Source organism: Acinetobacter sp. NIPH 2100, assembly GCF_000369805.1.
Classification (GTDB): domain Bacteria; phylum Pseudomonadota; class Gammaproteobacteria; order Pseudomonadales; family Moraxellaceae; genus Acinetobacter.
This window is the reverse complement of record NZ_KB850224.1, coordinates 1,753,437-1,775,062: the sequence shown is the minus strand read 5'-3', so window position 1 is coordinate 1,775,062 and position 21,626 is coordinate 1,753,437. Positions and strand designations below refer to the sequence as shown.

At 39.4% G+C, this 21,626-nt stretch carries 19 protein-coding genes; 5 read left to right on the top strand and 14 right to left on the bottom strand.

Annotated elements, in window-relative coordinates; translation table 11 throughout:
* Nucleotides 1-82: 82 nt before the first annotated feature.
* Nucleotides 83-754, top strand: a complete 672-nt coding sequence (locus F887_RS09770; protein WP_005293769.1) for a response regulator — start codon at nucleotides 83-85, stop codon at nucleotides 752-754.
* Entirely contained in the window at nucleotides 751-2,097 is a 1,347-nt protein-coding gene (locus F887_RS09775; protein WP_005293766.1) for an ATP-binding protein, read from the top strand. Before F887_RS09770 ends, F887_RS09775 begins: the two co-directional genes overlap by 4 nt.
* Nucleotides 2,098-2,137: 40 nt before the next feature.
* Here the strand turns inward: F887_RS09775 and gorA are convergent, their stop codons facing one another.
* Together gorA and F887_RS09785 are read right to left on the bottom strand one after the other, a co-directional pair.
* Nucleotides 2,138-3,490 (bottom strand): glutathione-disulfide reductase, encoded by a 1,353-nt coding sequence (gene gorA / locus F887_RS09780; protein WP_005293764.1) that lies wholly within the window; start codon nucleotides 3,488-3,490, stop codon nucleotides 2,138-2,140.
* 158 nt (nucleotides 3,491-3,648) lie between these two features.
* Complete coding sequence (locus F887_RS09785; RefSeq protein ID WP_005293762.1) at nucleotides 3,649-4,893, bottom strand: alkane 1-monooxygenase; 1,245 nt, start codon at nucleotides 4,891-4,893, stop codon at nucleotides 3,649-3,651.
* Nucleotides 4,894-5,082: 189 nt separating this feature from the next.
* On the opposite strand from F887_RS09785, the gene F887_RS09790 reads away from it, so the two are divergent.
* Nucleotides 5,083-6,015 carry an AraC family transcriptional regulator gene (locus F887_RS09790; RefSeq protein WP_005293760.1) on the top strand — a complete coding sequence of 311 codons (933 nt, stop codon included), beginning with the start codon at nucleotides 5,083-5,085 and terminating at the stop codon, nucleotides 6,013-6,015.
* Between the two features lie 45 nt (nucleotides 6,016-6,060).
* Here F887_RS09790 and lpxA read toward each other — a convergent pair whose 3' ends face one another.
* The 12 genes from lpxA to rimO all read right to left on the bottom strand — a co-directional run bounded on the left by lpxA (nucleotide 6,061) and on the right by rimO (nucleotide 18,657).
* The gene (gene lpxA, locus F887_RS09795) at nucleotides 6,061-6,849 is read right to left on the bottom strand and encodes an acyl-ACP--UDP-N-acetylglucosamine O-acyltransferase (protein ID WP_005188920.1); all 789 of its coding nucleotides are present in this window, start codon (nucleotides 6,847-6,849) and stop codon (nucleotides 6,061-6,063) included.
* Nucleotides 6,846-7,331: a 3-hydroxyacyl-ACP dehydratase FabZ gene (gene fabZ, locus F887_RS09800; protein ID WP_005152665.1), complete on the bottom strand. Its 486-nt coding sequence runs from the start codon at nucleotides 7,329-7,331 to the stop codon at nucleotides 6,846-6,848. The genes lpxA and fabZ overlap by 4 nt, the downstream gene beginning before the upstream one ends.
* Before the next feature lie 6 nt (nucleotides 7,332-7,337).
* Nucleotides 7,338-8,408 carry a UDP-3-O-(3-hydroxymyristoyl)glucosamine N-acyltransferase gene (gene lpxD, locus F887_RS09805; protein ID WP_005293755.1) on the bottom strand — a complete coding sequence of 357 codons (1,071 nt, stop codon included), beginning with the start codon at nucleotides 8,406-8,408 and terminating at the stop codon, nucleotides 7,338-7,340.
* 3 nt (nucleotides 8,409-8,411) lie between these two features.
* Nucleotides 8,412-8,912 carry an OmpH/Skp family outer membrane protein gene (locus F887_RS09810; protein WP_005152661.1) on the bottom strand — a complete coding sequence of 167 codons (501 nt, stop codon included), beginning with the start codon at nucleotides 8,910-8,912 and terminating at the stop codon, nucleotides 8,412-8,414.
* 44 nt (nucleotides 8,913-8,956) lie between these two features.
* Nucleotides 8,957-11,461 (bottom strand): outer membrane protein assembly factor BamA, encoded by a 2,505-nt coding sequence (gene bamA, locus F887_RS09815; protein ID WP_005293751.1) that lies wholly within the window; start codon nucleotides 11,459-11,461, stop codon nucleotides 8,957-8,959.
* 34 nt (nucleotides 11,462-11,495) lie between these two features.
* Nucleotides 11,496-12,851, bottom strand: coding sequence for an RIP metalloprotease RseP (gene rseP, locus F887_RS09820; RefSeq protein ID WP_005293747.1), 1,356 nt, complete (start codon nucleotides 12,849-12,851; stop codon nucleotides 11,496-11,498).
* A 5-nt stretch (nucleotides 12,852-12,856) separates the two neighbouring features.
* The gene (gene ispC, locus F887_RS09825; protein ID WP_005293745.1) at nucleotides 12,857-14,053 is read right to left on the bottom strand and encodes a 1-deoxy-D-xylulose-5-phosphate reductoisomerase; all 1,197 of its coding nucleotides are present in this window, start codon (nucleotides 14,051-14,053) and stop codon (nucleotides 12,857-12,859) included.
* Nucleotides 14,054-14,878: a phosphatidate cytidylyltransferase gene (locus F887_RS09830; RefSeq protein ID WP_005293743.1), complete on the bottom strand. Its 825-nt coding sequence runs from the start codon at nucleotides 14,876-14,878 to the stop codon at nucleotides 14,054-14,056.
* A 2-nt stretch (nucleotides 14,879-14,880) separates the two neighbouring features.
* On the bottom strand, nucleotides 14,881-15,630 hold the full coding sequence (gene uppS, locus F887_RS09835; RefSeq protein WP_005293740.1) for a polyprenyl diphosphate synthase: 750 nt from the start codon (nucleotides 15,628-15,630) through the stop codon (nucleotides 14,881-14,883).
* 6 nt (nucleotides 15,631-15,636) lie between these two features.
* Entirely contained in the window at nucleotides 15,637-16,191 is a 555-nt protein-coding gene (frr, locus tag F887_RS09840) for a ribosome recycling factor (protein WP_004653307.1), read from the bottom strand.
* Between the two features lie 342 nt (nucleotides 16,192-16,533).
* The gene (pyrH, locus tag F887_RS09845) at nucleotides 16,534-17,262 is read right to left on the bottom strand and encodes a UMP kinase (protein ID WP_005152641.1); all 729 of its coding nucleotides are present in this window, start codon (nucleotides 17,260-17,262) and stop codon (nucleotides 16,534-16,536) included.
* Nucleotides 17,263-17,313: 51 nt separating this feature from the next.
* Nucleotides 17,314-18,657 carry a 30S ribosomal protein S12 methylthiotransferase RimO gene (gene rimO, locus F887_RS09850; RefSeq protein ID WP_005293736.1) on the bottom strand — a complete coding sequence of 448 codons (1,344 nt, stop codon included), beginning with the start codon at nucleotides 18,655-18,657 and terminating at the stop codon, nucleotides 17,314-17,316.
* 328 nt (nucleotides 18,658-18,985) lie between these two features.
* Here rimO and glnL point away from each other — a divergent pair, with 328 nt between their 5' ends.
* Together glnL and glnG are read left to right on the top strand one after the other, a co-directional pair.
* Nucleotides 18,986-20,095, top strand: a complete 1,110-nt coding sequence (glnL, locus tag F887_RS09855) for a nitrogen regulation protein NR(II) (protein WP_005293732.1) — start codon at nucleotides 18,986-18,988, stop codon at nucleotides 20,093-20,095.
* Entirely contained in the window at nucleotides 20,082-21,575 is a 1,494-nt protein-coding gene (glnG, locus tag F887_RS09860; RefSeq protein WP_005293729.1) for a nitrogen regulation protein NR(I), read from the top strand. The genes glnL and glnG overlap by 14 nt, the downstream gene beginning before the upstream one ends.
* Nucleotides 21,576-21,626 lie beyond the last annotated feature (51 nt).

Below are 21,626 nucleotides of genomic sequence, written 5' to 3'. Positions count from 1 at the left end.
AGTATTATCAAACGGATAAAATTAAGAGAACATTAAGAGCTGTATTTGTTTGTAAAATGAGTGCAGTTATTGAGGGAAAGCCATGTTTGTTGTACTTGTTGAAGATGATCCATATATCGCCCAAAGTATTATCGCGACATTGGATTATTTAAATATCTCGGTAGAACACGTAAATACGGCAAAAGCTGCTGATTATTTTATCCGTAACAGTGCCGTTGACTTATGCTTGCTGGATCTTGGCTTACCAGATCAAGATGGGTTAGAGCTATTACAGACTTGGCGCAAAGCAGGTTTACATGTTCCTGTCCTGGTTCTTACAGCGCGTAATCAAACTCAACAATGTGTGGAAGCCCTGAATAGTGGAGCTGATGATTATCTCACTAAACCATTTGATCTAAGTATCTTGGTTGCTCGAGTTCATGCATTGGCGCGGAGAAATCGAGGCTATTCTTCCAATATTTTACAGCTCGGTGATCTAAAAATTCATCAAGACACTCAACAAGCCTACTACCAAGAACAGCTTTTAGATCTCTCTCGACGCGAATACAGCCTGCTCGAAACTTTTATGATGTACCCCAACCAAATCCTTAAAAATGAACATTTAATTGATAAGGTTTACGGTTTTCAGGACAGTATCGAAAGTAACGCTATTAATGTGCATATTTATCATTTAAGGCAAAAGATTCAGCCAGACATTATCCAAACTATTCGAGGTGTGGGTTATATGTTTAAAGCGCCTGAGTCTAGCCTATGAAAAGCTATAGTTTAAAATGGCGGTTGGTAACCACTATCTCCTTTGTGTTTATCCTGTTGTGGTCACTGGTATTTTATTGGCTCTATGTCGATCTAGAAAAACGTTTACAAAATACACTGGATGAACGTCTCTCAGCTTCAGCCCAGATGGTTGCCCATCTGATTCAGCAGCTCCCTGTTGATCAGATTATGAATAGCTTGGATTCTGTACAGCAAAAGCATAATCCGCAGAATTTAATTGTCTGTGAAGTTTCATTTTTTAGCTACAATCCTGCCGAAGATCATCAGGTACTGGTAAGGACTCAAGGTTCGCCAAGTTTAACCTCCAGAACAGTTGGTTTTAGCACATGGCAAGAAAATGGTATTGATTGGCGTAGTTATGTCCTACAAAAAGGACAAATAAGAGTGGTCACTGCTGAGAAATTACAGCTCCGTTATTCTCTGCTCACCCAAATTTTGCAATCTGTTTTAATTCCTTTAACGCTTACGCTTATTTTATGTATTCTTTTGATTTTATGGATTATCCGAGCTGAATTTAAGCCGCTTGATCAAATGGCAGAACGACTCCGAAAAAAAGAACAATTTTCCATAGCGGCGACGCATCTATTAGATTTAAATACCCAAAATATTCCTAATGAAATTCAACCCTTTGTAGATAGCATCTTGGAATTAATACAGAACTTACAGCAAAGTTTGGAAAATGAAAAAAGTTTTAGTGCTTTTGCGGCACATGAGCTGCGCAGCCCACTCACAGCAATTAAAACACATGTACAACTCAGTAAACTTATATTGACACAGTCTGGCTCTGAGCAGCACAAACTGCTGGATAATTTAGAAAAAGCAGAAACAAGTATCCTGCGTTATGAACAATTACTGGAGCAATTATTATTACTGAGCAAAACTGAGAATCAAGCTCAATCATCCATCGGCATCGTTGATGTTACTGCATGTCTAACCCAAGTGCTGAATGAATTGGAAAAGAAATATCATCACTTATCACAACAATTATTGATTGATTGGGACAGTCTATCTCCTATTTCACTTCCATCTGAGACATTGAGTATTGTGCTGAAAAATTTAATTGAGAATGCCTATTTACATGCTCAAACTCCGATTCATATTTATATGCAAAACAATCAACTCATGATCACAGATACTGGCAATGGCTTAACTGATAATGAACTGGACCTGCTCACTCAACGTTTTTGGCGTAAATCATCACAGAATGATGGGCATGGACTAGGATTGTCGTTAGTGAAACTGCTACTGGATAAATATGGATTCAAAATTACATTCAGCCACAATTCCCCAAGTGGCCTCAAAGTGATCATTTCCTCGATTTAATTTGTGAAATGATCACCGACATTTATGGATGAAAGCACGATTAACGCATGGTCACAAACTCTTCCGCGGAGGTTGGATGGATAGCTACTGTATTATCAAAGTCTTTCTTGGTTGCTCCCATTTTCAAGGCAACAGCAAAACCTTGCAGAATCTCATCCATACCAAAGCCAATTCCATGAATGCCTACAATTTTCTCCTCCTCACCCACACACACCAGTTTCATTTTAGTTGGCTGACGGTGCTGCGTAATAGCACTGTACATCGCAGTAAAGGATGAGTTATAGGCTTTTACCGCTTGCTGACCATATTGCTCAATAGCTTCCTGCTCAGTCATCCCCACCGTTCCTATTGGAGGATGGCTAAATACCACAGTCGGAATATTTTCATAATCTAAATGTTCATCTGGTTTATTATTAAATAATCTTTCAGATAATCTTCGCCCAGCAGCAACAGCAACCGGTGTGAGTTCCATTTTGCCAGTAATATCGCCCACCGCATAAATACCCTGTTGTGAGGTATTCTGGAATTGGTCGACTTGAATATAGCTTCGCTCATCCAGTTGGACATTGGCTTTATCCAAATTCAAACTCGCGGTATTCGGTTCTCGGCCCGTTGCCCAAATCAGACAATCTACCGTATGCATTTCACCATTCTCTAAATGTAATACAACACGACCATCCACATTTTTGGTGACTTTTTTAGGAACAGCTTGTGTATGTACAGTAATGCCATCCGTTTGCATTACCTCAACCAAGGTTTCGCTTAAGAAAGAATCAAAGCGTCTTACAGGTAAATCCTTACGGATGAATAACCCAACCTGAGAACCCAAAGCATTCAGCACACCCGCCAATTCAACCGCTATATAACCCGATCCAATCACGGCAGTTGTTTTTGGTAAGGCACTTAATTCAAAAAAACCATTCGAATCTATACCATATTCCACTCCGTCAATCTTAGGCAGTGAGGGCTGTGTGCCTGTCGCAATGAGAATATGATCCGCTGTGAATCGTTCACCGTTGACTTCAATGGTATTTTTATCAATAAAATAAGCCGCACCTTGAATAAGATCAACTTGATTTTTGCTTAGACTATTTTGATAAGACTGATGAATTCTATCAATATAAGCCTGCCGATTCTTAATTAAAACCTGCCAGTCAAATGACTCGACTTTACTATTGAAACCATAATCAGGACCGTATTTTTGAATCGATTCAGCAACATGAGCGGCATACCACATCACTTTTTTAGGAACACAACCCACGTTGACGCAGGTTCCACCTATTTCCGATTTTTCAATTAAGGCACATTTTTTTCCATACATCGCAGCGCGATTCACAGAAGCAATTCCACCACTACCACCACCGATCGCAATATAATCATAATGTTTTGTCATCTTTGCCTCATAAAACAATTACAAGATTATTTTTAAGTTATACATAGATATACAGCAAGAATATTCAAAATCTGTACTTGGTTAAGCTTTTTATACAAGAAAATAAAAAGGCACTGACGATTACTCATCAGTGCCCTGCTTTGGGAAAGCTGTGCGGATTATGCTGTAGTTGCTGTCTCGGTAGAAACTTCAGTCAATGACTGATCCACCACACCAAACTTTTTAAAGATTTTAGCGCGACGTTTAGGGAAAATATTGGCTTTATTCAAATCACCTTTGTAATGATCAAATACGCGCTTATCCATCATTTTTGCCCATAGTGGTGGAATCAAAGCAGGCAATAACATACTTGCATAACCACTTGGCAATTCAGGTGCTTCATCAAAATGACGCAATGCTTGGAACGGACGTGTCGGATATGCATGATGATCCGAATGACGCTGTAATTGATACAAGAATAAGTTGGTCACAATATTATTATTGTTCCAGCTATGTTCTGGCATGGTACGTTCATATTTACCATTCTTGTCTTTTTGGCGTTTTAAACCATAGTGTTCGATATAGTTAATAATTTCAAACAAACTAATGCCATAGAAAGCCTGGGTTGCCAAATAAGGAATGACCCCTTTACCAAACAAGCCAACCATTGAACCATGAAAAGCAGCACTCATGCCCCAACCTTGCAGCAATTCATTATCCTTTGACCAGAATTCTTTGCCTTTACGTTTTAAACGAGTGGTTTCAATTTCAATTGCTGATTTGAAAGAGCCAATCACGGTACGTGGCCAAAACTCATAGAATGTTTCGCCCATTTGTGAAGATGCTGGATCTTCAGGTGTGGCAGCACGTTTATGGTGACCATAAGGATGCTCAATACGGAAATGATTATAACCCGTTGGTACCAACGCTAAATGTGAAAGGATATGATCAATACGATCAGATTTATGGCTCAGCTCATGTGCAGTATTAATGGCAATCCCATTAATTGCACCCATTGAAATACCTAAAAAGATTTTATCAATGAAAGAGGTTTCTTTGCGGCTGGTTAAATAACATGCATAGACATTGGCTGCATATTGCAAAGGAATAAAGCTTTTCACCAATCGAGAATAATATGGGTCTTTTTCAAGTAATCGAATATCTTCATCAGTAGGATTATTTGCATCTTTACCAATAATTGTATCAATCGTTGGAATCACAATATGCAAAACAATTGGGCCGCCTAAAGCGAAGATTTTCTTTAATGGACGTGGTGCAAATTGATAACCTGCTAAAATACCAATCCCGATTGCAGGCAAAGCTGGGCTAATGGCCCATAAATAACGTTTACGATCTAACTGAGTTTTTGACTTTGGAATGCTTACTGGCGTAAGTTCTTGCTCAACATTTACTGGCGCATTCATCATCGAATCCATGTCTTTGTATATATATGTATATTCTGAGGAATTATGAATTTCATGACAGTTGCAAGCGTCCAAAAAACCTATGTCAAAGTCTTTGGCATCATCCACCCTGTTTTTGTCCTATAAACACATATTGAGTTATTGGCGCAGCTCTCTATAATTTAAATGAATACATCGTTAAAAAATCATATGGATGCTTTAAGTAAAATATTTGCTGATATTCATTTAAATCACACTGAATATATCTACTTGAAAACTCAAGGAGAATGGAGTTTTATCTGCCAAGATCAAACGGCCTTAATTGTTCATATTGTTTTAGTTGGTTCTGTCTTTATTCAAATTGACGCGCACAATAGTTTAACTGCACATGCGGGTGAAATTGTGGTTATTCCGTCTGGGAAAGCACATACAGGTGCAGATAATGCAATTACCAAGCTGGTGGATGCCGTTGATATATCAAAACTATTTGATGGTCATAAAGAAGATGCCATCGAATTCGGTACTCATTCATCTGAGAAAAATCTCATTCTCACTGTACGTTGCCAGATTGATACCATTATGGCTCGTCCGTTTATTCAGGCATTACCTGCAATTATCCATCTGCAGCATGGAGATACCAATGCACCTGAATGGCTACAAATCGGCTTACATTTCCTCGCCTTAGAAACGCAGAATATTCAGGCAGGCCGCGATATCATCATCGATCATTTGGTGAATATCTTATTAATTAAATGTATTCGAGATCATATTCAACAAATTTCGAGCCAACATGGCTGGCTCAGTGCTTTAAACCATCCTGAACTGAGCAATAGCTTGGCAGCAATTCACAATCATCCTGAAGATGCTTGGACGGTTGAATCATTGGCAGAACAATGTTGTATGTCACGCTCAAAGTTTGCCAGTCTGTTCCATGAAGTAATTGGTGAATCACCACTCGCCTATTTACAGCAACATCGTATGCGCTTAGCCAGTCAATATTTGCGTAAAAGTAATTATTCAGTTCAACAAATTGCCAATAAAGTGGGTTATTCATCAGAAACTGCGTTCAGTCAGGCGTTTAAACGCACTTTTGAACATTCGCCTAAACAGTATCGACAACAATTTGTCGAAGAGGAAAATTAGGCATAAAAAAAGACACCTAAGTGTCTTTTTTTTTCAATCTCGTGATTAACGCACAATGCCACGCGTTGATTGCTCTAAAGAGTCAATAAACAATTGCGCTTCTGGTGTTTTCACTAGAATTTCATTGCGAATCTGTTCAATTGCCTGCTCAGCGGTAAGACCAGATTTATAGATCAGCTTATAAGCTTCTCTTAAACCCTGAATGGTATCTCTTGACCAACCTTTACGACGCATACCTTCGATATTCATGCCATAAGCACGTGCTGGGTTACCAGAAGCCATGATATAGGCTGGCACATCTTTAAGAATTAAGGCTGCACCACCAATCATACTGTAAGAATCAATACGACAGAATTGATGAATACCCGCATTGCCACCGACGATCACGTGATCACCAACATGGACATGCCCAGCAACACCAACATTATTGGCAAAAATATTATGATTTCCAATCACGCAGTCATGTGCAATATGCGTATTAACCATTAACAGGTTATGACTGCCAATTTTGGTCAAGCTATGATCCTGAACTGTACCTCTATGCAAAGTACAATGTTCACGAATCGAGTTATGATCGCCAATTTCTAACCAAGTTTCTTCGCCCTGATATTTTAAATCCTGACAAATTTCCCCAATACTCGAGAATTGAAAAATATCATTATTTTTTCCAATTCTTGTAAAACCACCAATAACAACATGTGAATGTAATTTTGTACCAGAGTCAATACTTACATTGGGACCCACAACACTATACGGACCAATTTGTACATCAGAAGCGATTTCTGCAGACGGGTCAATAATTGCTGTGGGATGTATTAAATTTTGACTACTCATGTCTGCTCAATTTTCTGGTGGGAAATAATAATCTCTGCCGTCGCAGCAACAATGCCATCGACGCTCGCAGTACAATTGTACTTGTAAATGCCACGTTTTTGCATCACAAGTTCAGATTTTAAGACAAGCTGGTCACCTGCAACAACTTGTTTTTTAAATCTGATTTTTTCTGCACCTGCAAATAAAAACAGCGAACCTGCTTTCGGCTTTTGATTAGTTAAGACAAAACCCAAGATTCCTGAAACCTGTGCTAATGCTTCAATCATCAGTACACCAGGCATAATTGGATAGGTCGGGAAATGCCCTTGGAAAAACTCTTCATTAATAGAAACGTTTTTATAACCGACAATACTATTCTCAGTAATTTCTGTAACGCGATCAACGAGTAAAAATGGATAACGATGAGGTAAATATTCACGAATCGTAAGAATATCCATGGGTAATTCAGGCATCGTGAATGCAGGTAATGTAGTCTCAGTCATAATAAATTATTTACGTAACTTAAAGGTTGATTCAAGGGACTCTAATTGAGCTTGCATATGATCAAGCCTTTTAGTGATTTGGGTCAATGGCACATCTGCTAATTGTCTCAAGCGTACAATTGTCTTTTTCCAATGACTATTTTCAAAAAGCCCCATCCCAGAAGAATACGTTCCAGCTTCAGAAATATTTTTTGTGACCATTGACATTGCTGTAAGTGTCACATTATCGGTGATTTCAAGATGTCCAACCACCCCTGAGGCGCCACCTATGATACAGTTTTTGCCAATTTTTGCACTTCCTGCAATTCCGCAATTTGCTGCTATCGCGGTATTCTCGCCAATCTGAACATTGTGAGCAATTTGCACAAGGTTATCAATAATGACACCATCAGCCAGAATTGTATCGTCCAATGCACCGCGATCAATACTACAATTTGAACCAATCCGGACATCATTTCCGATCCGAACCGAACCTAGTTGCGCAATGCGATGCCATTTCCCTTGATAAGGTGCGAAGCCAAAACCTTCAGAACCAATTACTGTATTCGCATGGATACGAACACGATCTTTTAATTTTGCAGCGCCCGTAATGGTAACGTGTGCATCAATAAAGCAGTCTTTTCCAATTTCGACATGATCATCAAGGAACGCATGCGCCTGAATAATTGTGTTGTTACCCACAACACAATTTTCACCAATCACAACGTAATGCCCAATATAAGCATCATCGGCAATAATGGCTGAAGGATGAATTTGAGCACTACGCTCGATGCCACGCTGAGTTATTTTGTTTTCAAATAGATGCGTCAAAGTAGCAAATGCCAAATAAGGATTATCTACAACAATAAAATTTTGTTTACTTGTTAATTGTTGTTTTAGTTCTGCTGTGACGATATACGCACCAGCATGGCTTGCTTCTGCTTGCGCTAAATATTTTTCACCATTTACAAAGCAAATATTCTGCTTTTGTGCATATTCCAAACTTCCCAAGTTGGAAACTTGAAAATCTTTTTCACCGAAATGCTCACCTTTGACAAGGTGAGCAATTTCTTCTAAACGATAAGTACGTCTATTCATTGATTATTTAATTGCGTTAACCTTTTGAATCATTTTATCAGTTAAATCATACTGAGCGTCAGAGGCAATCGTAGAATTTTTATTCAAAATGAAGTCTAAGTTGTTTTCTTTACGCAATTGTTCAGCAGCTTGCTTCACACGAGATTCAAAAGTTGTATTCATCGCCTGTAAGCTTGACTGAACTTTAGTCTGTAAACCTTGTTGAGTCGAGTTGAATTCACTTAACTTAGACTGATATTGAGCAGTCAATTTTTGAATATCAGCCTGATTCATTTTCTGGCCATCAGTCTGTGCTTTTTGTTGCAACGACTCTAATTCTTTACCCAATTGCTCAAGTCGAGTTGAAGTAGGTTTTACTGATTGAGTTAAACTTGCATTCTGTTGCTTGAGATACGTACTACTTTCAACAACTTTAGCTAAATCAACCACAGCAAGACCAGCAGCATTTACAGTTGCAGAAACCGTAAATCCTAAACCTAACATGAGCATTGTTAATTTTTTCATTATTACATCCTTTATATATTTTACATCGCTAAACGAGGTCGTCCTTAGAAGGTACGACCGATTTCGAATTGGATTGATTTGGTGTCATCGCCTTTTTTGTCATTCAATGGGAATGCATAACTGAGAGATAATGGACCAATCATGGTAATCCACGTGAAGCCAACACCAACGCTATAACGCATATTGTCTAGATCAAACTTGTAGTTATCATTGCAATATTGCTTCATATCAATACTTGTACCGTAGACTTTACCTTTTGGAATGTCACATTTCGTATCAAAGACTTGTGCACCTTCAGCAAACAAGACTGGACGAACTTGACGGGTCCAATCGCCTTTAAATGGTAAAGGAATAGCAAGCTCAGTACCAAACTGAACCAAAGCATTACCCCCAACTTCTTCCGGATCTGGGTCATTTTGCCCTTGCTCTTGGAAAATTACACTTGGGTATTTCGGCCCTAATGAGCTGTTATCATATCCACGTACCGAACCATAACCACCCGCATAGAAGTTTTTATAAAACGGTAAATCATTACCATAACCTAACTTACCGTAACCACGAAGAACAAATCCGCCCCAAAGTGATTTAAAGGCCTGCGCATCATAGGTCATTTTTTGATAATCAACATCACTACCAGGTAAACCAATTTCTAAACCAACTCGATGTGACATACCAGAAGTTGGGAAAATTGGTCTATTTAATGTGTTATAAGACCAACCTAAATTTAACATATAAGTTAAGAATGTACCTTCAAATGCATTCTCATAAATTGTTGGAGGCACCTTACACTCTAAAGTCTTCTCATCAATTTGCGACTTTCCATCCGCGTCTAGAGGGCAATAGCTTGAACTTCCTGTAGCCTTACCTCCATTCGCTAATAAATAATCACGAATATAAGTCGAAACACTTGGACCCGTTCTTACCTTAGTTTGGTCAATACCTAAAGACGCACTTAAACTCTGATTCTCATCAATAGGGTAACCAAAACTTAAACTACCACCAATACTGTCGGTGACATAGTTATTAACGTTATAGTCTTTATTTAATTTGGTTTTACGGTAATAAACGTTATAACCACGGCTTACACCATCAATGGTGAAGTATGGGTCAGTCACACTTAAGTTATAGTAATCTTGCGTTTCTGAACGAGATAAATCGATCGCAACACGATTACCAGTACCCATAAAGTTGGTTTGACTTAAACCTGCTTGGAAAGTTACACCACCATTTTGTGAGTAACCTACAGCTAGTGTCGTCGTACCAGAATGTTGTTCTTCAACATTCACGTTTAAATCAACTTCATCTGGTGAATTTGGTACGCGAACAGGTTTAACGTCTACGGTCTTAAAGAAACCTGTACGTTCTAAACGAACTTTAGATAAGTCAATTTTTTCATTACTTGCCAATGCACCTTCCATTTGGCGCATTTCACGACGTAATACTTCATCGGCAGTTTTACTGTTGCCCGTGAAGTTAATACGACGAACAGTCACTTGTTGACCTGGATTAATATAATAATTTAACCCAACAATACCCGTTTCGTTATTGATATCAGGTACAACATTCACTTCAGCATAGTAATAGCCTGCATTACCATACTTACGTAGTAACAATTGCTTAACAGCGTTCACTTTTTCTTGAGAATAAGTTTCACCATCTTTATATAATTTAAGCGCCTGTAACTCTTCTGGTTTATAGAGTGCATCACCTAAGAATTTAGTTTCGCCAAATTTAAACTGGCTACCCTCATCAACCGAAACTTCAATAAAGATATGTTTTTTATCTTCGCTAATATTCAACTGAGAGTTGATGATATTAAAGTTGATATAACCTTTGTTTAAATATAATGCACGTAAGGCTTCCAAACTTGCAGCCATTTTTTCTCGCGCATAACGGTCATTACGAGTAACAATAGATGCCCAACCACTTTCTTTAACAGCAAAAGCTTGCTTGATATCACTATCACTAAAGACAGTATTACCGATAATGTTGATATCAAATACTTTTGCAGCCGTACCTTCATTAAAGTTAAGCTTTAACTCAACACGGTTATTTGGACGAGCAACTGTTTCAACAGTCACATCTGCATCATAACGACCTTGCTGGGTATATTGTTGCTCAAGCTCAGTTTCAATCGTCTGCAATGCAGATTTTTTAAACACTTCACCTTCTGCAATACCCATTTTCTTTAAGCCTTGTTCTAAGGCTTCTTTTGGAATCAGTTTATTACCTTTGAATTCCAGCTTTGAAATGACTGGACGTTCAACAACTTTAAAGACCAAAACATTATTTTCTTTATATGTTTTGATGTCATCAAATAAACCAGAAGCATACAAAGTACGGATTGCCTCAGCAATCATAGGATCACTTACTCTATCGCCACTATTTATTGGTAACATAGAATAGATACTTGCAGGTGTTAAACGCACTAAGCCATCAATTCGTATATCTTGTGCAAGAAACTCATCTGCAGCGTATGCTTGTTGTACCACTGCCATCGCACTAACCAGTGCCAAAGGCATTAATAAATGTGTGTGACGCATGCCCATATATTTTCCAGTAAGTTAAATTCCATTTGCGTTGTTATAAACGCATGAAGTCGTTAAATAAAGCCAAAAGCATCATGCTACCGAGCAGTAACATACCAACTTTTAGACCAAACATCTGTATTTGTTCAGAAACAGGTTTACCACGAATTGCTTCGATGAAGTAATAAACTAAATGACCACCATCAAGCATCGGGATGGGTAATAAATTTAAAATCCCAAGACTTACACTCATCAAAGCCATGAAGGAAATGAACGTTTGCCATCCCATTTCAGCACTTTGGCCAGCAACTTTTGCAATGGTGATTGGACCAGATAAATTATCCAAGCCAATTAAACCGCGTACCATTTTGATAATCGAATTAAAAATCATGCCTGAAAGCTGGGTTGTCTTTTCAAAGGCAACACCCAAGGCTTCTACAGGTGAATATTGAATGGTTTGCTTGTAATCATTAGGAATCGTGATTTTGCCTGCATCACTTTTCACACCAAGCATTCCAGTAGTATTCCCCATATTATCGCGCTGCCCTTGAGGCATCACTTGCAAATGGACGAGTTGACCTTGACGCATCACATCAATATTTAAAAGTTTTTCTGGTGAGCTTTGAACAACAGCAACCACATCAAACCAATCTTTCATTGCAACATTATCAATTGCAACGATTTGGTCGCCGACTTTCATCCCTTGGCGTATTGCAGCACCATCTGGACTCAATTCTTTCACCATTGCAGGAATCTGAGGACGATACGGTAAAAAACCTAATACATCCAAAGGCGACTGACTTTGATCTTTTAAAAACTCTTTAATCGGTAAACTAAATTGTTTTTCAGTCCCCGCACGATCAACGATGATTGAAACCTGCCCAGTCTCACCGACACGGTTGACTAAAGCATAATTCAACTTTTCCCATGTTGGCGTGGTTTGCCCATCAACATATACAATCTTATCGCCGACTTTTAAATCGACTTGGGCTGCGGGTGTATTTGGCATGATTTTACCAATACGAGTATTTAACTGATCTTGTGCGGGTAAAAATAAAATCCAAAATAGAAATACGGCAAAAATCAGATTAATCAAAGGACCAGCGGCAACAATCGCAATCCGCTTCCACGGAGATTGACGGTTAAAGGCGTAAGGCAGATCTTGCTCAGCAACATTCCCCTCACGCTCATCCAACATTTTGACATAACCACCCAATGGTAATGCCGAAAGCTGATACTGGATTCCTGATTTTTTAGATTGCCATTTCAATAAAGTTGGACCAAAGCCAATGGAATAAACCAACACTTTGACGCCTAATCTACGCGCAACCCAATAATGACCAAATTCATGAATTGCAATTAGAGGACCAAGCAATAAAATCGCTGCAACAATCATAAATAGTGCATTCATACGATTTAGCCTCCTATATCCACAATATACTTTTCTGCAATTCGTCTTGCGATCATATCAGTCTGCAAGATGATGTCTATATTTTCTGCTTTAGCATTTTGTACAGTTTGCAAGGTATTTTCGACAACTTGAGCAATCTGAGTAAATCGAATTCTTTGCTGCAAAAATGCTGCAACTGCAATTTCATTTGCCGCGTTTAAAATCGTTGGTGCTAAACCACCTGCACGCATCGCCTGACGTGCTAAGTCCAATGCAGGAAACTTAACAAGATCAGGCGACTGAAAGTTCAGTTGAGCTGTCTCAAATAAATTTAAAGCAGGAACATTTGTCTCCAAACGTTTTGGCCAAGCCAATGCATGAGCAATTGGCGTACACATATCTGGATTACCCATTTGTGCCAAAGTTGATCCATCCACATATTGCACCATGGAATGAATAATACTTTGTGGGTGAACAACAACTGTAACAAAATGTTCTGATATTGAAAACAAATGACAAGCTTCGATTAATTCTAAGCCTTTATTCATCAAAGTCGCAGAATCAACAGAGATTTTTTGCCCCATTGACCAGTTTGGATGCTTACATGCTTGCTGCGGAGTGACATCTTGCAATTGATCTAGCGAGTGATTCAGAAAAGGCCCACCAGATGCAGTCAGCAAGATCTGAGATACACCTAATTGTGGTTGGCCCGTTCTTTCAGCATCTAAATAATTATGCGGTAAGGATTGAAAGATTGCATTATGCTCAGAATCGACTGGCAATAACAAAGCATTATGTTTGCGCGCGGCTTGCATCATGATATCACCAGACATCACGAGCGACTCTTTATTGGCAAGTAAAACACGCTTACCTGCTTTGACTGCTGCCAGCGTTGGTAGCAATCCAGCTGCACCCACAATAGCTGCCATGACGATATTAACATCAGCATGTTCAGCAATTTCAATTAAGCCAGCTTCATCTGTCAAAATTTCAATCTGTTTTAGATTTTCTTGATTGAAACGTTGTTGTAACTCAAATGCTTTCTCATTCGGCACAACAACAATCTTGGGATGATATTTTTTACAAATTTCTAAAAGTTCATCTAAACGACTATATGCAGAGACTGCAAATACAGTGTATTGGTCTGGGTGTTGTTCCAATACTTTTAAAGTACTTTGTCCAATTGAACCCGTAACACCCAATATACAAACAGCTTGAGTCATTTAAAGATCTACACCAATAAGTTTTAATATATACATGCCAGTTGCAAAAATCGGTGCAGCAGCAAGCAAAGAATCAATACGGTCTAACACACCACCATGCCCTGGAAGAACACGACCAGAATCTTTAATTCCTGCACGGCGTTTAATCATTGATTCAAATAAATCACCTAGCACCGATGCAAATACGGTAATAATCGAAAGGATCAAGAATAAAATAAGCTGTATAACGCTTAAATTTAAATAGAAATATTGTACAACCATCATAATGATAATCGTGGTTGCAATGCCGCCATATAAGCCTTCAACAGATTTATTTGGGCTTACAAATGGTGCAAGTTTTTTCTTCCCAAATTTACGGCCAACGAAATAAGCACCACTGTCTGCTCCCCATACCAACAGGAACAAATACATCAACCACCATGGCGAACTATGCCAAACTGCATAAAGTGCAGTAACCGCAGCAGATATCAGAATAAAGCCAACGATATATAAAGAAACGTTGTACCAACTATCTGATTCAGGAAAATTTTTAACCCAATAAATACTGCCTAACCACGTGAGAATTGATGCAGCCCAAAGTAAAAGTGCAACATCATCAAAAAATAATGCGAGTGTTGATACTGCCGCAACACATCCACCATATAACCAAGCTTTAGGTTTTGACACAGCTGTAACTGCTCGCGGCATAAGCTTAAACCACTCATAACCTGCGACCCCTGCGGCTAAAATCATAAGCATAAACATTGGATAATGTGATTGCGTTGCAAACATGCAACTTAAAACAACAGCAACTAACACCAATGCGGTAATAATCCGCTCTAACATTATTAATTCTCTATTTTCGCTTGTTGAATTTGTTCTGAGGTTTTGCCAAAGCGTCTTTCACGTCCTGAAAAAACACGAAATGCGTGATCTAACTCTTTCACTGTAAACTCGGGCCATAAGGTCTCGGTAAAATACAACTCCGCATACGCAGCTTGCCACAGTAAGAAGTTAGACAAACGATAGTCACCGCCTGTACGGATTAACAAATCGACAGCAGGGAGATCATTTAGACTGACATATTTATCGAATAAATCAACATTTATCTGATCTGCTTGAAGTTTTCCAGCAAGTACATCTTGAGCAATCACTTTTGCAGCCTGTGCCATGTCCCACATACCGCCATAACTAATCGCGATAGTCAAAGTCATAGAGTCAAAAGCTGCAGTTTTTTGCTCGGCGTATTGCATTAAATCACGTAACTTATTTGACAACCGAGAACGATCACCAATAAAGCGCAACGCGATATTAAATTGCTCCATACGAGGCAATTGCTCATGAATTGTTTCTTCTAACAACTTCATTAACAAATCAACTTCGTATTGTGGGCGATTCCAATTTTCACTTGAAAATGCGAAAACGGTTAAAGCTCGCACACCGACTGCTTTACAATGTTCAACGACAGGATCCAAGACATTCTTGCCTTCACGATGCCCATCGCCAGTTTGCATTTGCTTTTTTTTGGCAAAACGATTGTTGCCATCCATAATGATGGCAACATGTTGAGGAAGAAGCTGTTCTTCTTGCAAGGTCATATGAAATCAGACCTTCATCAATTCTGCTTCTTTCGCTGCAAGACGCTTATCCACTTCTGCAACATATTTATCAGTAATTTTCTGAATATCATCTGATGCACGGCGGTCATCATCTTCAGAAATTTCTTTTTCTTTCAATAATGCTTTGAGATCACCTAATACATCGCGACGAATATTACGAATCGCAACTTTGGCATTTTCAGCTTCAGCACGCGCAACTTTTTGCATATCACGACGAGTTTCTTCTGTTAACGCAGCCATTGGTACGCGGATTGCGTCAGCAGTAATAGGATTCAAGCCCAAACCTGCTTCACGAATCGCTTTATCAATCGCAGCAACCATTGAACGTTCAAATGGTTGAACCAAAAGCGTACGCGAATCTTCAAGCCCGATATTTGCCACTTGATTCAATGGAACATCAGAGCCGTAGTAAGAAACCATCACACCATTTAAAATAGATGGGTGCGCACGACCTGTACGAACTTTGGCAAAGCCTAACTCTAAAGAGTCAAGCGATTTCTGCATACGCTGTTCGCTATCTTGTTTGAGATCGTTAATCATATGATCTTCCTTACTTATTCATTAGGTATTACAAAATATTTAGACATTAGTATAAAGAGCTTTATGGCTCACGTACATGAGGGTTTATTAACATTTCACAGATGATTGCGACAGAGAATATTTTTTAGGCGATGCAAGGCATGTTTTATGAAATTTAGCCACTCTAAATAAATTAAACATAACGCAGTAACGCCAAAAAAATTCCTGCCCGCAGGGTTATGACTAAAACTTCCTCAAACGTCGTTATGAAACTCAATAAGGGTATCGCCATTATTTTCGCTTCATGCCTAGTTTGTGTTGTTTTAGTCTATAACGCAATGCATGGTGAAATATTAACAAACCCTAGTTCGTAACGTGAGTACCCTCTTTTTCGCCCATCACGACAGAAAGCAATGCACCAGATTTGTTCATATCAAAAACTTGCAATGGAACATTGTGATCACGGCATAAACAAATTGCCGTAAGATCCATCACACCAAGCTTCTCATCTAAAACCTGATCAAAAGTTAAATGGTCATATTTAACAGCATCATCATATTTACTTGGATCTTTATTATAAACGCCATCAACTTTAGTCGCTTTCAAGATTAAGTTCGATTCGATCTCAATCCCACGCAAGCAAGCTGCTGTATCAGTTGTAAAGAATGGGTTTCCTGTACCAGCAACAAACACACAAACTTCGCCTTGGCTTAAATGACGAATTGCATCACGGCTTGAATATGGCTCTACGACAGTACCAATTGACAATGCTGACATAAGACGTGTTTTGATATTACGGCGTACCAATGCATCACGCAGTGCCAAACCATTCATTACCGTTGCCAACATGCCCATTTGGTCACCCGTAACACGACCAACCAAACCATCTTTTTGCAATTGGCTACCGCGATACAAGTTCCCGCCACCAACCACAATACCCACCTGAACGCCTAGACCAACCAAGTGAGCAATTGAAAGTGACATTTGATCTAATACTTGGGCATCAATACCCATATCTTTATTGCCTGCTAAAGCTTCACCTGAAAGCTTTAGCAAAATACGTGCATAACGTGGATTCTTAGAAGCTGACATACTTTTCTCCAAACCGACCAATCTCAAAACTTTCTTAAATTTAATTCAACATCAAGCAGATTTAATCTGAATTAACTTTGCAAACAAGTCATACTCATCAGCATCCGTAATTTCAACTTCAAGCAAGTTACCTGCTTTAATCAGACTCTTATCAATATCTTCAACAAAAACGTTGCCATCAATTTCTGGTGCATCTGCATATGAACGTGCAACCGCCACTGGAAACTCTTCTTCCAAGCTATCAACCAGTACAGTCATTTTCTGACCAATACGTTTTTGCAATTTAGCTGCTGAAATAGCTTGCTGCACTTCCATGAAGCGTTCATAACGATCTTGCTTGATTTCTTCTGGCACATGATCTGGAAGATCATTTGCTGTTGCACCCTCAACAGGTGAATAGGTAAAACAGCCCACGCGATCGAGCTGAGCTTCTTTCAACCATTCCAACAACATTTGGAAATCTTCTTCAGTTTCACCAGGGAAACCCACAACAAAAGTTGAGCGAATCACCAATTCAGGGCATTTTTCACGCCACAATTTAAGGCGCTCTAAAGTATTTTCACTATGGGCTGGTCGCTTCATCAATTTTAAGATGCGCGGACTGGCGTGCTGAAAAGGGATATCTAAATAAGGGAGGATTTTGCCTTGCGCCATCAAATCAATGGCAGCATCCACATGTGGATATGGATAGACGTAATGTAAACGCACCCAGATGCCTAACTGACCGAGTGCTTCACACATGTCATAGAATTTGGTCTTAACTGGCTGACCGTTCCAGAAATCCAACTTGTATTTGGTGTCTACACCATAAGCCGAGGTATCTTGAGAAATCACCAAGATTTCTTTCACACCTGCACGCTTCAATGCTGCTGCTTCATCCAATACCTTACCCACTGGGCGAGACACGAGGTCACCACGCATACTTGGGATAATGCAGAATGTACAACGGTGATTACAGCCTTCTGAAATTTTCAAATAAGCATAATGCTTCGGTGTTAAACGAACACCTTGCTCAGGAACCAAATCAATAAATGGGTTGTGCTTTGGCGGTGCTGGTACATATTCATGTACTGCTTCCATTACATCTTGATAGGCTGCTGCACCTGTTACTTTAAGAACATTTGGGTGCATTTGGCGAATTTTGTCTTCGTCTTTACCTAAACAGCCTGTAACGATAACTCGACCATTTTCGCTCATGGCTTCGCCAATCGCGTCTAAAGACTCTTGTACTGCAGATTCAATAAAACCACAGGTATTAACAACAACCAAATCTGCACCGTCATAATCTGATGCAACTTGATAACCTTCAGTCTTTAACTGAGTTAAAATTCGTTCAGAATCTACCAATGCCTTAGGACAACCTAAAGATACAAAACCGACTTTGGGGGTCTTCATGAATCTGCGCTCCACTAGAATCGGCGTATTGTATGACTTTTCTTTGCTTACGCATAGCAGCAAAGCCATCTCTTTGTGTAATGCACCAAAATACAACCAAAATTTTAAACAAAATCCTACAACGCACCAATTTGGAACATAATAAAATATTGAAATAAGCAGATGTATGTGAAAAATACCGTATAAATCGATTCTTTCAGAATTAAGTGATTGAAATTTAGTTAATACAAAGTTGGCTTGTATTTTGCATAAAGTACATTTTAGAAGTTAATGGCTATTCATTAAAATTTATATTTATTGCGCCATTTTAAAACAGGATGATTCACAAATGGATCAACAGAACACTATCGACTATCGACTCTTAGTAGATAATCTGAGCACCGCCATTTTATTGGTCGATAGTAAGCTTAATATTTTTTATTTAAATTCTGCTTGTGAAGCATTATTTGATATCAGCTTGCTCCGCGCTTCGGGTCAACCTGTATTAAATTTGCTACATGCACATGATGATTCATTTAACACGCATGAAGCTTTATTAAACACATTAGAAAGTGGGCAACACTATACTCGTCGTGAAGCGGTCATCAATGTAAATTTCAAACCGATTCATGTCGATTACACTGCGTCACAACTCAATGCAGGCAAAAGTTATCACCCACTGCTGTTAATTGAACTCAATCCAATTGATCGCATGTTGAAAATTTCGAAAGAAGAAAACTTAGTTCAACAGCATCAAGTGGCTCGACAGCTAGTTCGAGGTGTGGCACATGAAATTAAAAACCCGCTCGCAGGTATCCGTGGAGCAACCCAGCTCCTTGCCCGTAGTCTAGCTGATGATAACTATCGTGAATTTACTGACATTATTATTAGTGAAGTCGATCGACTCACCAACTTGGCGGACACCATGCTTGGCTCACGTCAGCTACCAAGCTATGAACATGTGAATGTACATGAACCCTTAGAACGTGTTCGTTCCCTGATTGCAAATCAAACCAAGAAGAAAATTAAGATCACACGCGACTACGACCTTTCCTTACCCGATGTGATGGCAGATCGTGATCAATTGATTCAAGTCATGCTCAACATCAGTGTCAATGCTGTACAAGCCATGACCGAAAATAAAGACTTTTTTACCGATTCGGAACCTGAATTGGTTTTAAGAACCCGAATCCAACGCCTCGTCACGATTAATGGTGTGCTAAATCGCTCAACAGTACGCATTGACATTGAAGACAATGGTCCTGGCGTTCCTGAAAGTATCTTGGAATCCGTTTTCTACCCACTGGTGACTGGCCGCGCCAAAGGCACAGGACTCGGTCTCAGTATTGCTCAAAATATTATGCATCAACATAACGGAATGATTGAGTGTCAATCAATTCCGGGAAAAACCGTATTTAGCCTATATCTACCTTGGGAGTTAAACCATGTCACGAAATAAAATTTGGGTAATTGATGACGATCGTGCCATGCGCTGGGTACTGGAAAAAACCTTTAAAGAAGAGGGTTTTGATGTCACCAATTTTGAAGAGGCACAAACTGCGCTTGAACGTCTACATGATGATGCGCCCGATGTGATTTTAACGGATATCCGCATGCCGGGGATTGATGGTTTAACTTTCTTATCCAAAATGAAGAATACGCATCCTGATTTACCTGTAATCATTATGACAGCGCACTCTGATTTAGAGTCAGCGGTATCAAGTTATCAAACAGGTGCATTTGAGTATTTACCAAAACCATTCGATATCGATGAAGCTTTGGCTTTGGTTAATCGTGCGATTTTGCACATTAATAAGTTGCAGCAACAAGAAGCAACTAAAGCAGCATCACCATTGCAATCGACCGAAATTATTGGTGAATCACCTGCGATGCAGGAAGTCTTCCGTGCCATCGGCCGTTTGTCTCAATCACATATTACCGTATTGATTAATGGTGAATCAGGCACAGGTAAAGAGTTGGTTGCACATGCACTACATAAACACTCACCTCGTCGTGCCAAACCTTTTATTGCCTTAAATATGGCAGCCATTCCAAAAGACTTGATTGAAACAGAGTTATTTGGACATGAAAAAGGCGCCTTCACAGGTGCAAATACCCAACATCAAGGCCGTTTTGAACAAGCCAATGGCGGTACTTTATTCCTCGACGAAATTGGTGATATGCCATTTGAAACTCAAACACGTTTACTTCGTGTTTTGGCAGATGGCGAATTCTACCGTGTCGGTGGACATATCCCAGTTAAGGTCGATGTACGTATCGTTGCAGCAACCCATCAAGACTTGGAAAAATTAGTCAATGAAGGTCGCTTCCGTGAAGACTTATATCACCGTCTAAACGTAATCCGTATTCATATTCCAAAGCTCGCACATCGTAGTGAAGACATTCCGATGCTGGCTCAGCACTTCTTGGCACGCGCTGGCAAAGAACTGGGTGTAAGTCCTAAAATCTTACGCACAGAAACCACAGACTATATGCAACAACTGCCTTGGCCAGGTAATGTGCGTCAGTTGGAAAATACTTGTCGCTGGTTAACAGTCATGATTACCGGTCGTGAAGTTTATCCAGAAGATCTACCCGCGGAGCTTAAACAAGCTTCTGTGCATAAAAACAATGAAGCCCAAGCTGCATCAAATACCAGTCCTGCTTTGGTTGAACGTATTGCAGTGCATCATTGGGATGAGTTATTGGCACAATGGGCGATCCAAAAGCTTAAAAATGGTGAAATGAAACTTCTGGACATCGCGACACCAATGTTTGAGCGCACACTGATTAATGCCGCACTCCAACAAACACGTGGACGTAAACGTCATGCTGCTGAGCTTCTAGGTTGGGGACGCAATACTCTGACCCGTAAACTCAAAGAGTTAGGCATGGATTCTACTGATGACGATGACGACGAAGAAATCCGCTCAGCTTAATGAATAGCCATACAAAGCGAGTACCAGTTACTCGCTTTTTCATTTGAATTG

What these genes read in the sequence shown, in the direction of transcription:
- F887_RS09770 (WP_005293769.1), top strand. Translation starts at nt 83, where the DNA reads ATGTTTGTTGTACTTGTTGAAGATGATCCATATATCGCCCAAAGTATT.
- F887_RS09775 (WP_005293766.1), top strand. Translation starts at nt 751, where the DNA reads ATGAAAAGCTATAGTTTAAAATGGCGGTTGGTAACCACTATCTCCTTT.
- gorA (WP_005293764.1), bottom strand. Translation starts at nt 3,490, where the DNA reads ATGACAAAACATTATGATTATATTGCGATCGGTGGTGGTAGTGGTGGA.
- F887_RS09785 (WP_005293762.1), bottom strand. Translation starts at nt 4,893, where the DNA reads ATGAATGCGCCAGTAAATGTTGAGCAAGAACTTACGCCAGTAAGCATT.
- F887_RS09790 (WP_005293760.1), top strand. Translation starts at nt 5,083, where the DNA reads ATGGATGCTTTAAGTAAAATATTTGCTGATATTCATTTAAATCACACT.
- lpxA (WP_005188920.1), bottom strand. Translation starts at nt 6,849, where the DNA reads ATGAGTAGTCAAAATTTAATACATCCCACAGCAATTATTGACCCGTCT.
- fabZ (WP_005152665.1), bottom strand. Translation starts at nt 7,331, where the DNA reads ATGACTGAGACTACATTACCTGCATTCACGATGCCTGAATTACCCATG.
- lpxD (WP_005293755.1), bottom strand. Translation starts at nt 8,408, where the DNA reads ATGAATAGACGTACTTATCGTTTAGAAGAAATTGCTCACCTTGTCAAA.
- F887_RS09810 (WP_005152661.1), bottom strand. Translation starts at nt 8,912, where the DNA reads ATGAAAAAATTAACAATGCTCATGTTAGGTTTAGGATTTACGGTTTCT.
- bamA (WP_005293751.1), bottom strand. Translation starts at nt 11,461, where the DNA reads ATGGGCATGCGTCACACACATTTATTAATGCCTTTGGCACTGGTTAGT.
- rseP (WP_005293747.1), bottom strand. Translation starts at nt 12,851, where the DNA reads ATGAATGCACTATTTATGATTGTTGCAGCGATTTTATTGCTTGGTCCT.
- ispC (WP_005293745.1), bottom strand. Translation starts at nt 14,053, where the DNA reads ATGACTCAAGCTGTTTGTATATTGGGTGTTACGGGTTCAATTGGACAA.
- F887_RS09830 (WP_005293743.1), bottom strand. Translation starts at nt 14,878, where the DNA reads ATGTTAGAGCGGATTATTACCGCATTGGTGTTAGTTGCTGTTGTTTTA.
- uppS (WP_005293740.1), bottom strand. Translation starts at nt 15,630, where the DNA reads ATGACCTTGCAAGAAGAACAGCTTCTTCCTCAACATGTTGCCATCATT.
- frr (WP_004653307.1), bottom strand. Translation starts at nt 16,191, where the DNA reads ATGATTAACGATCTCAAACAAGATAGCGAACAGCGTATGCAGAAATCG.
- pyrH (WP_005152641.1), bottom strand. Translation starts at nt 17,262, where the DNA reads ATGTCAGCTTCTAAGAATCCACGTTATGCACGTATTTTGCTAAAGCTT.
- rimO (WP_005293736.1), bottom strand. Translation starts at nt 18,657, where the DNA reads ATGAAGACCCCCAAAGTCGGTTTTGTATCTTTAGGTTGTCCTAAGGCA.
- glnL (WP_005293732.1), top strand. Translation starts at nt 18,986, where the DNA reads ATGGATCAACAGAACACTATCGACTATCGACTCTTAGTAGATAATCTG.
- glnG (WP_005293729.1), top strand. Translation starts at nt 20,082, where the DNA reads ATGTCACGAAATAAAATTTGGGTAATTGATGACGATCGTGCCATGCGC.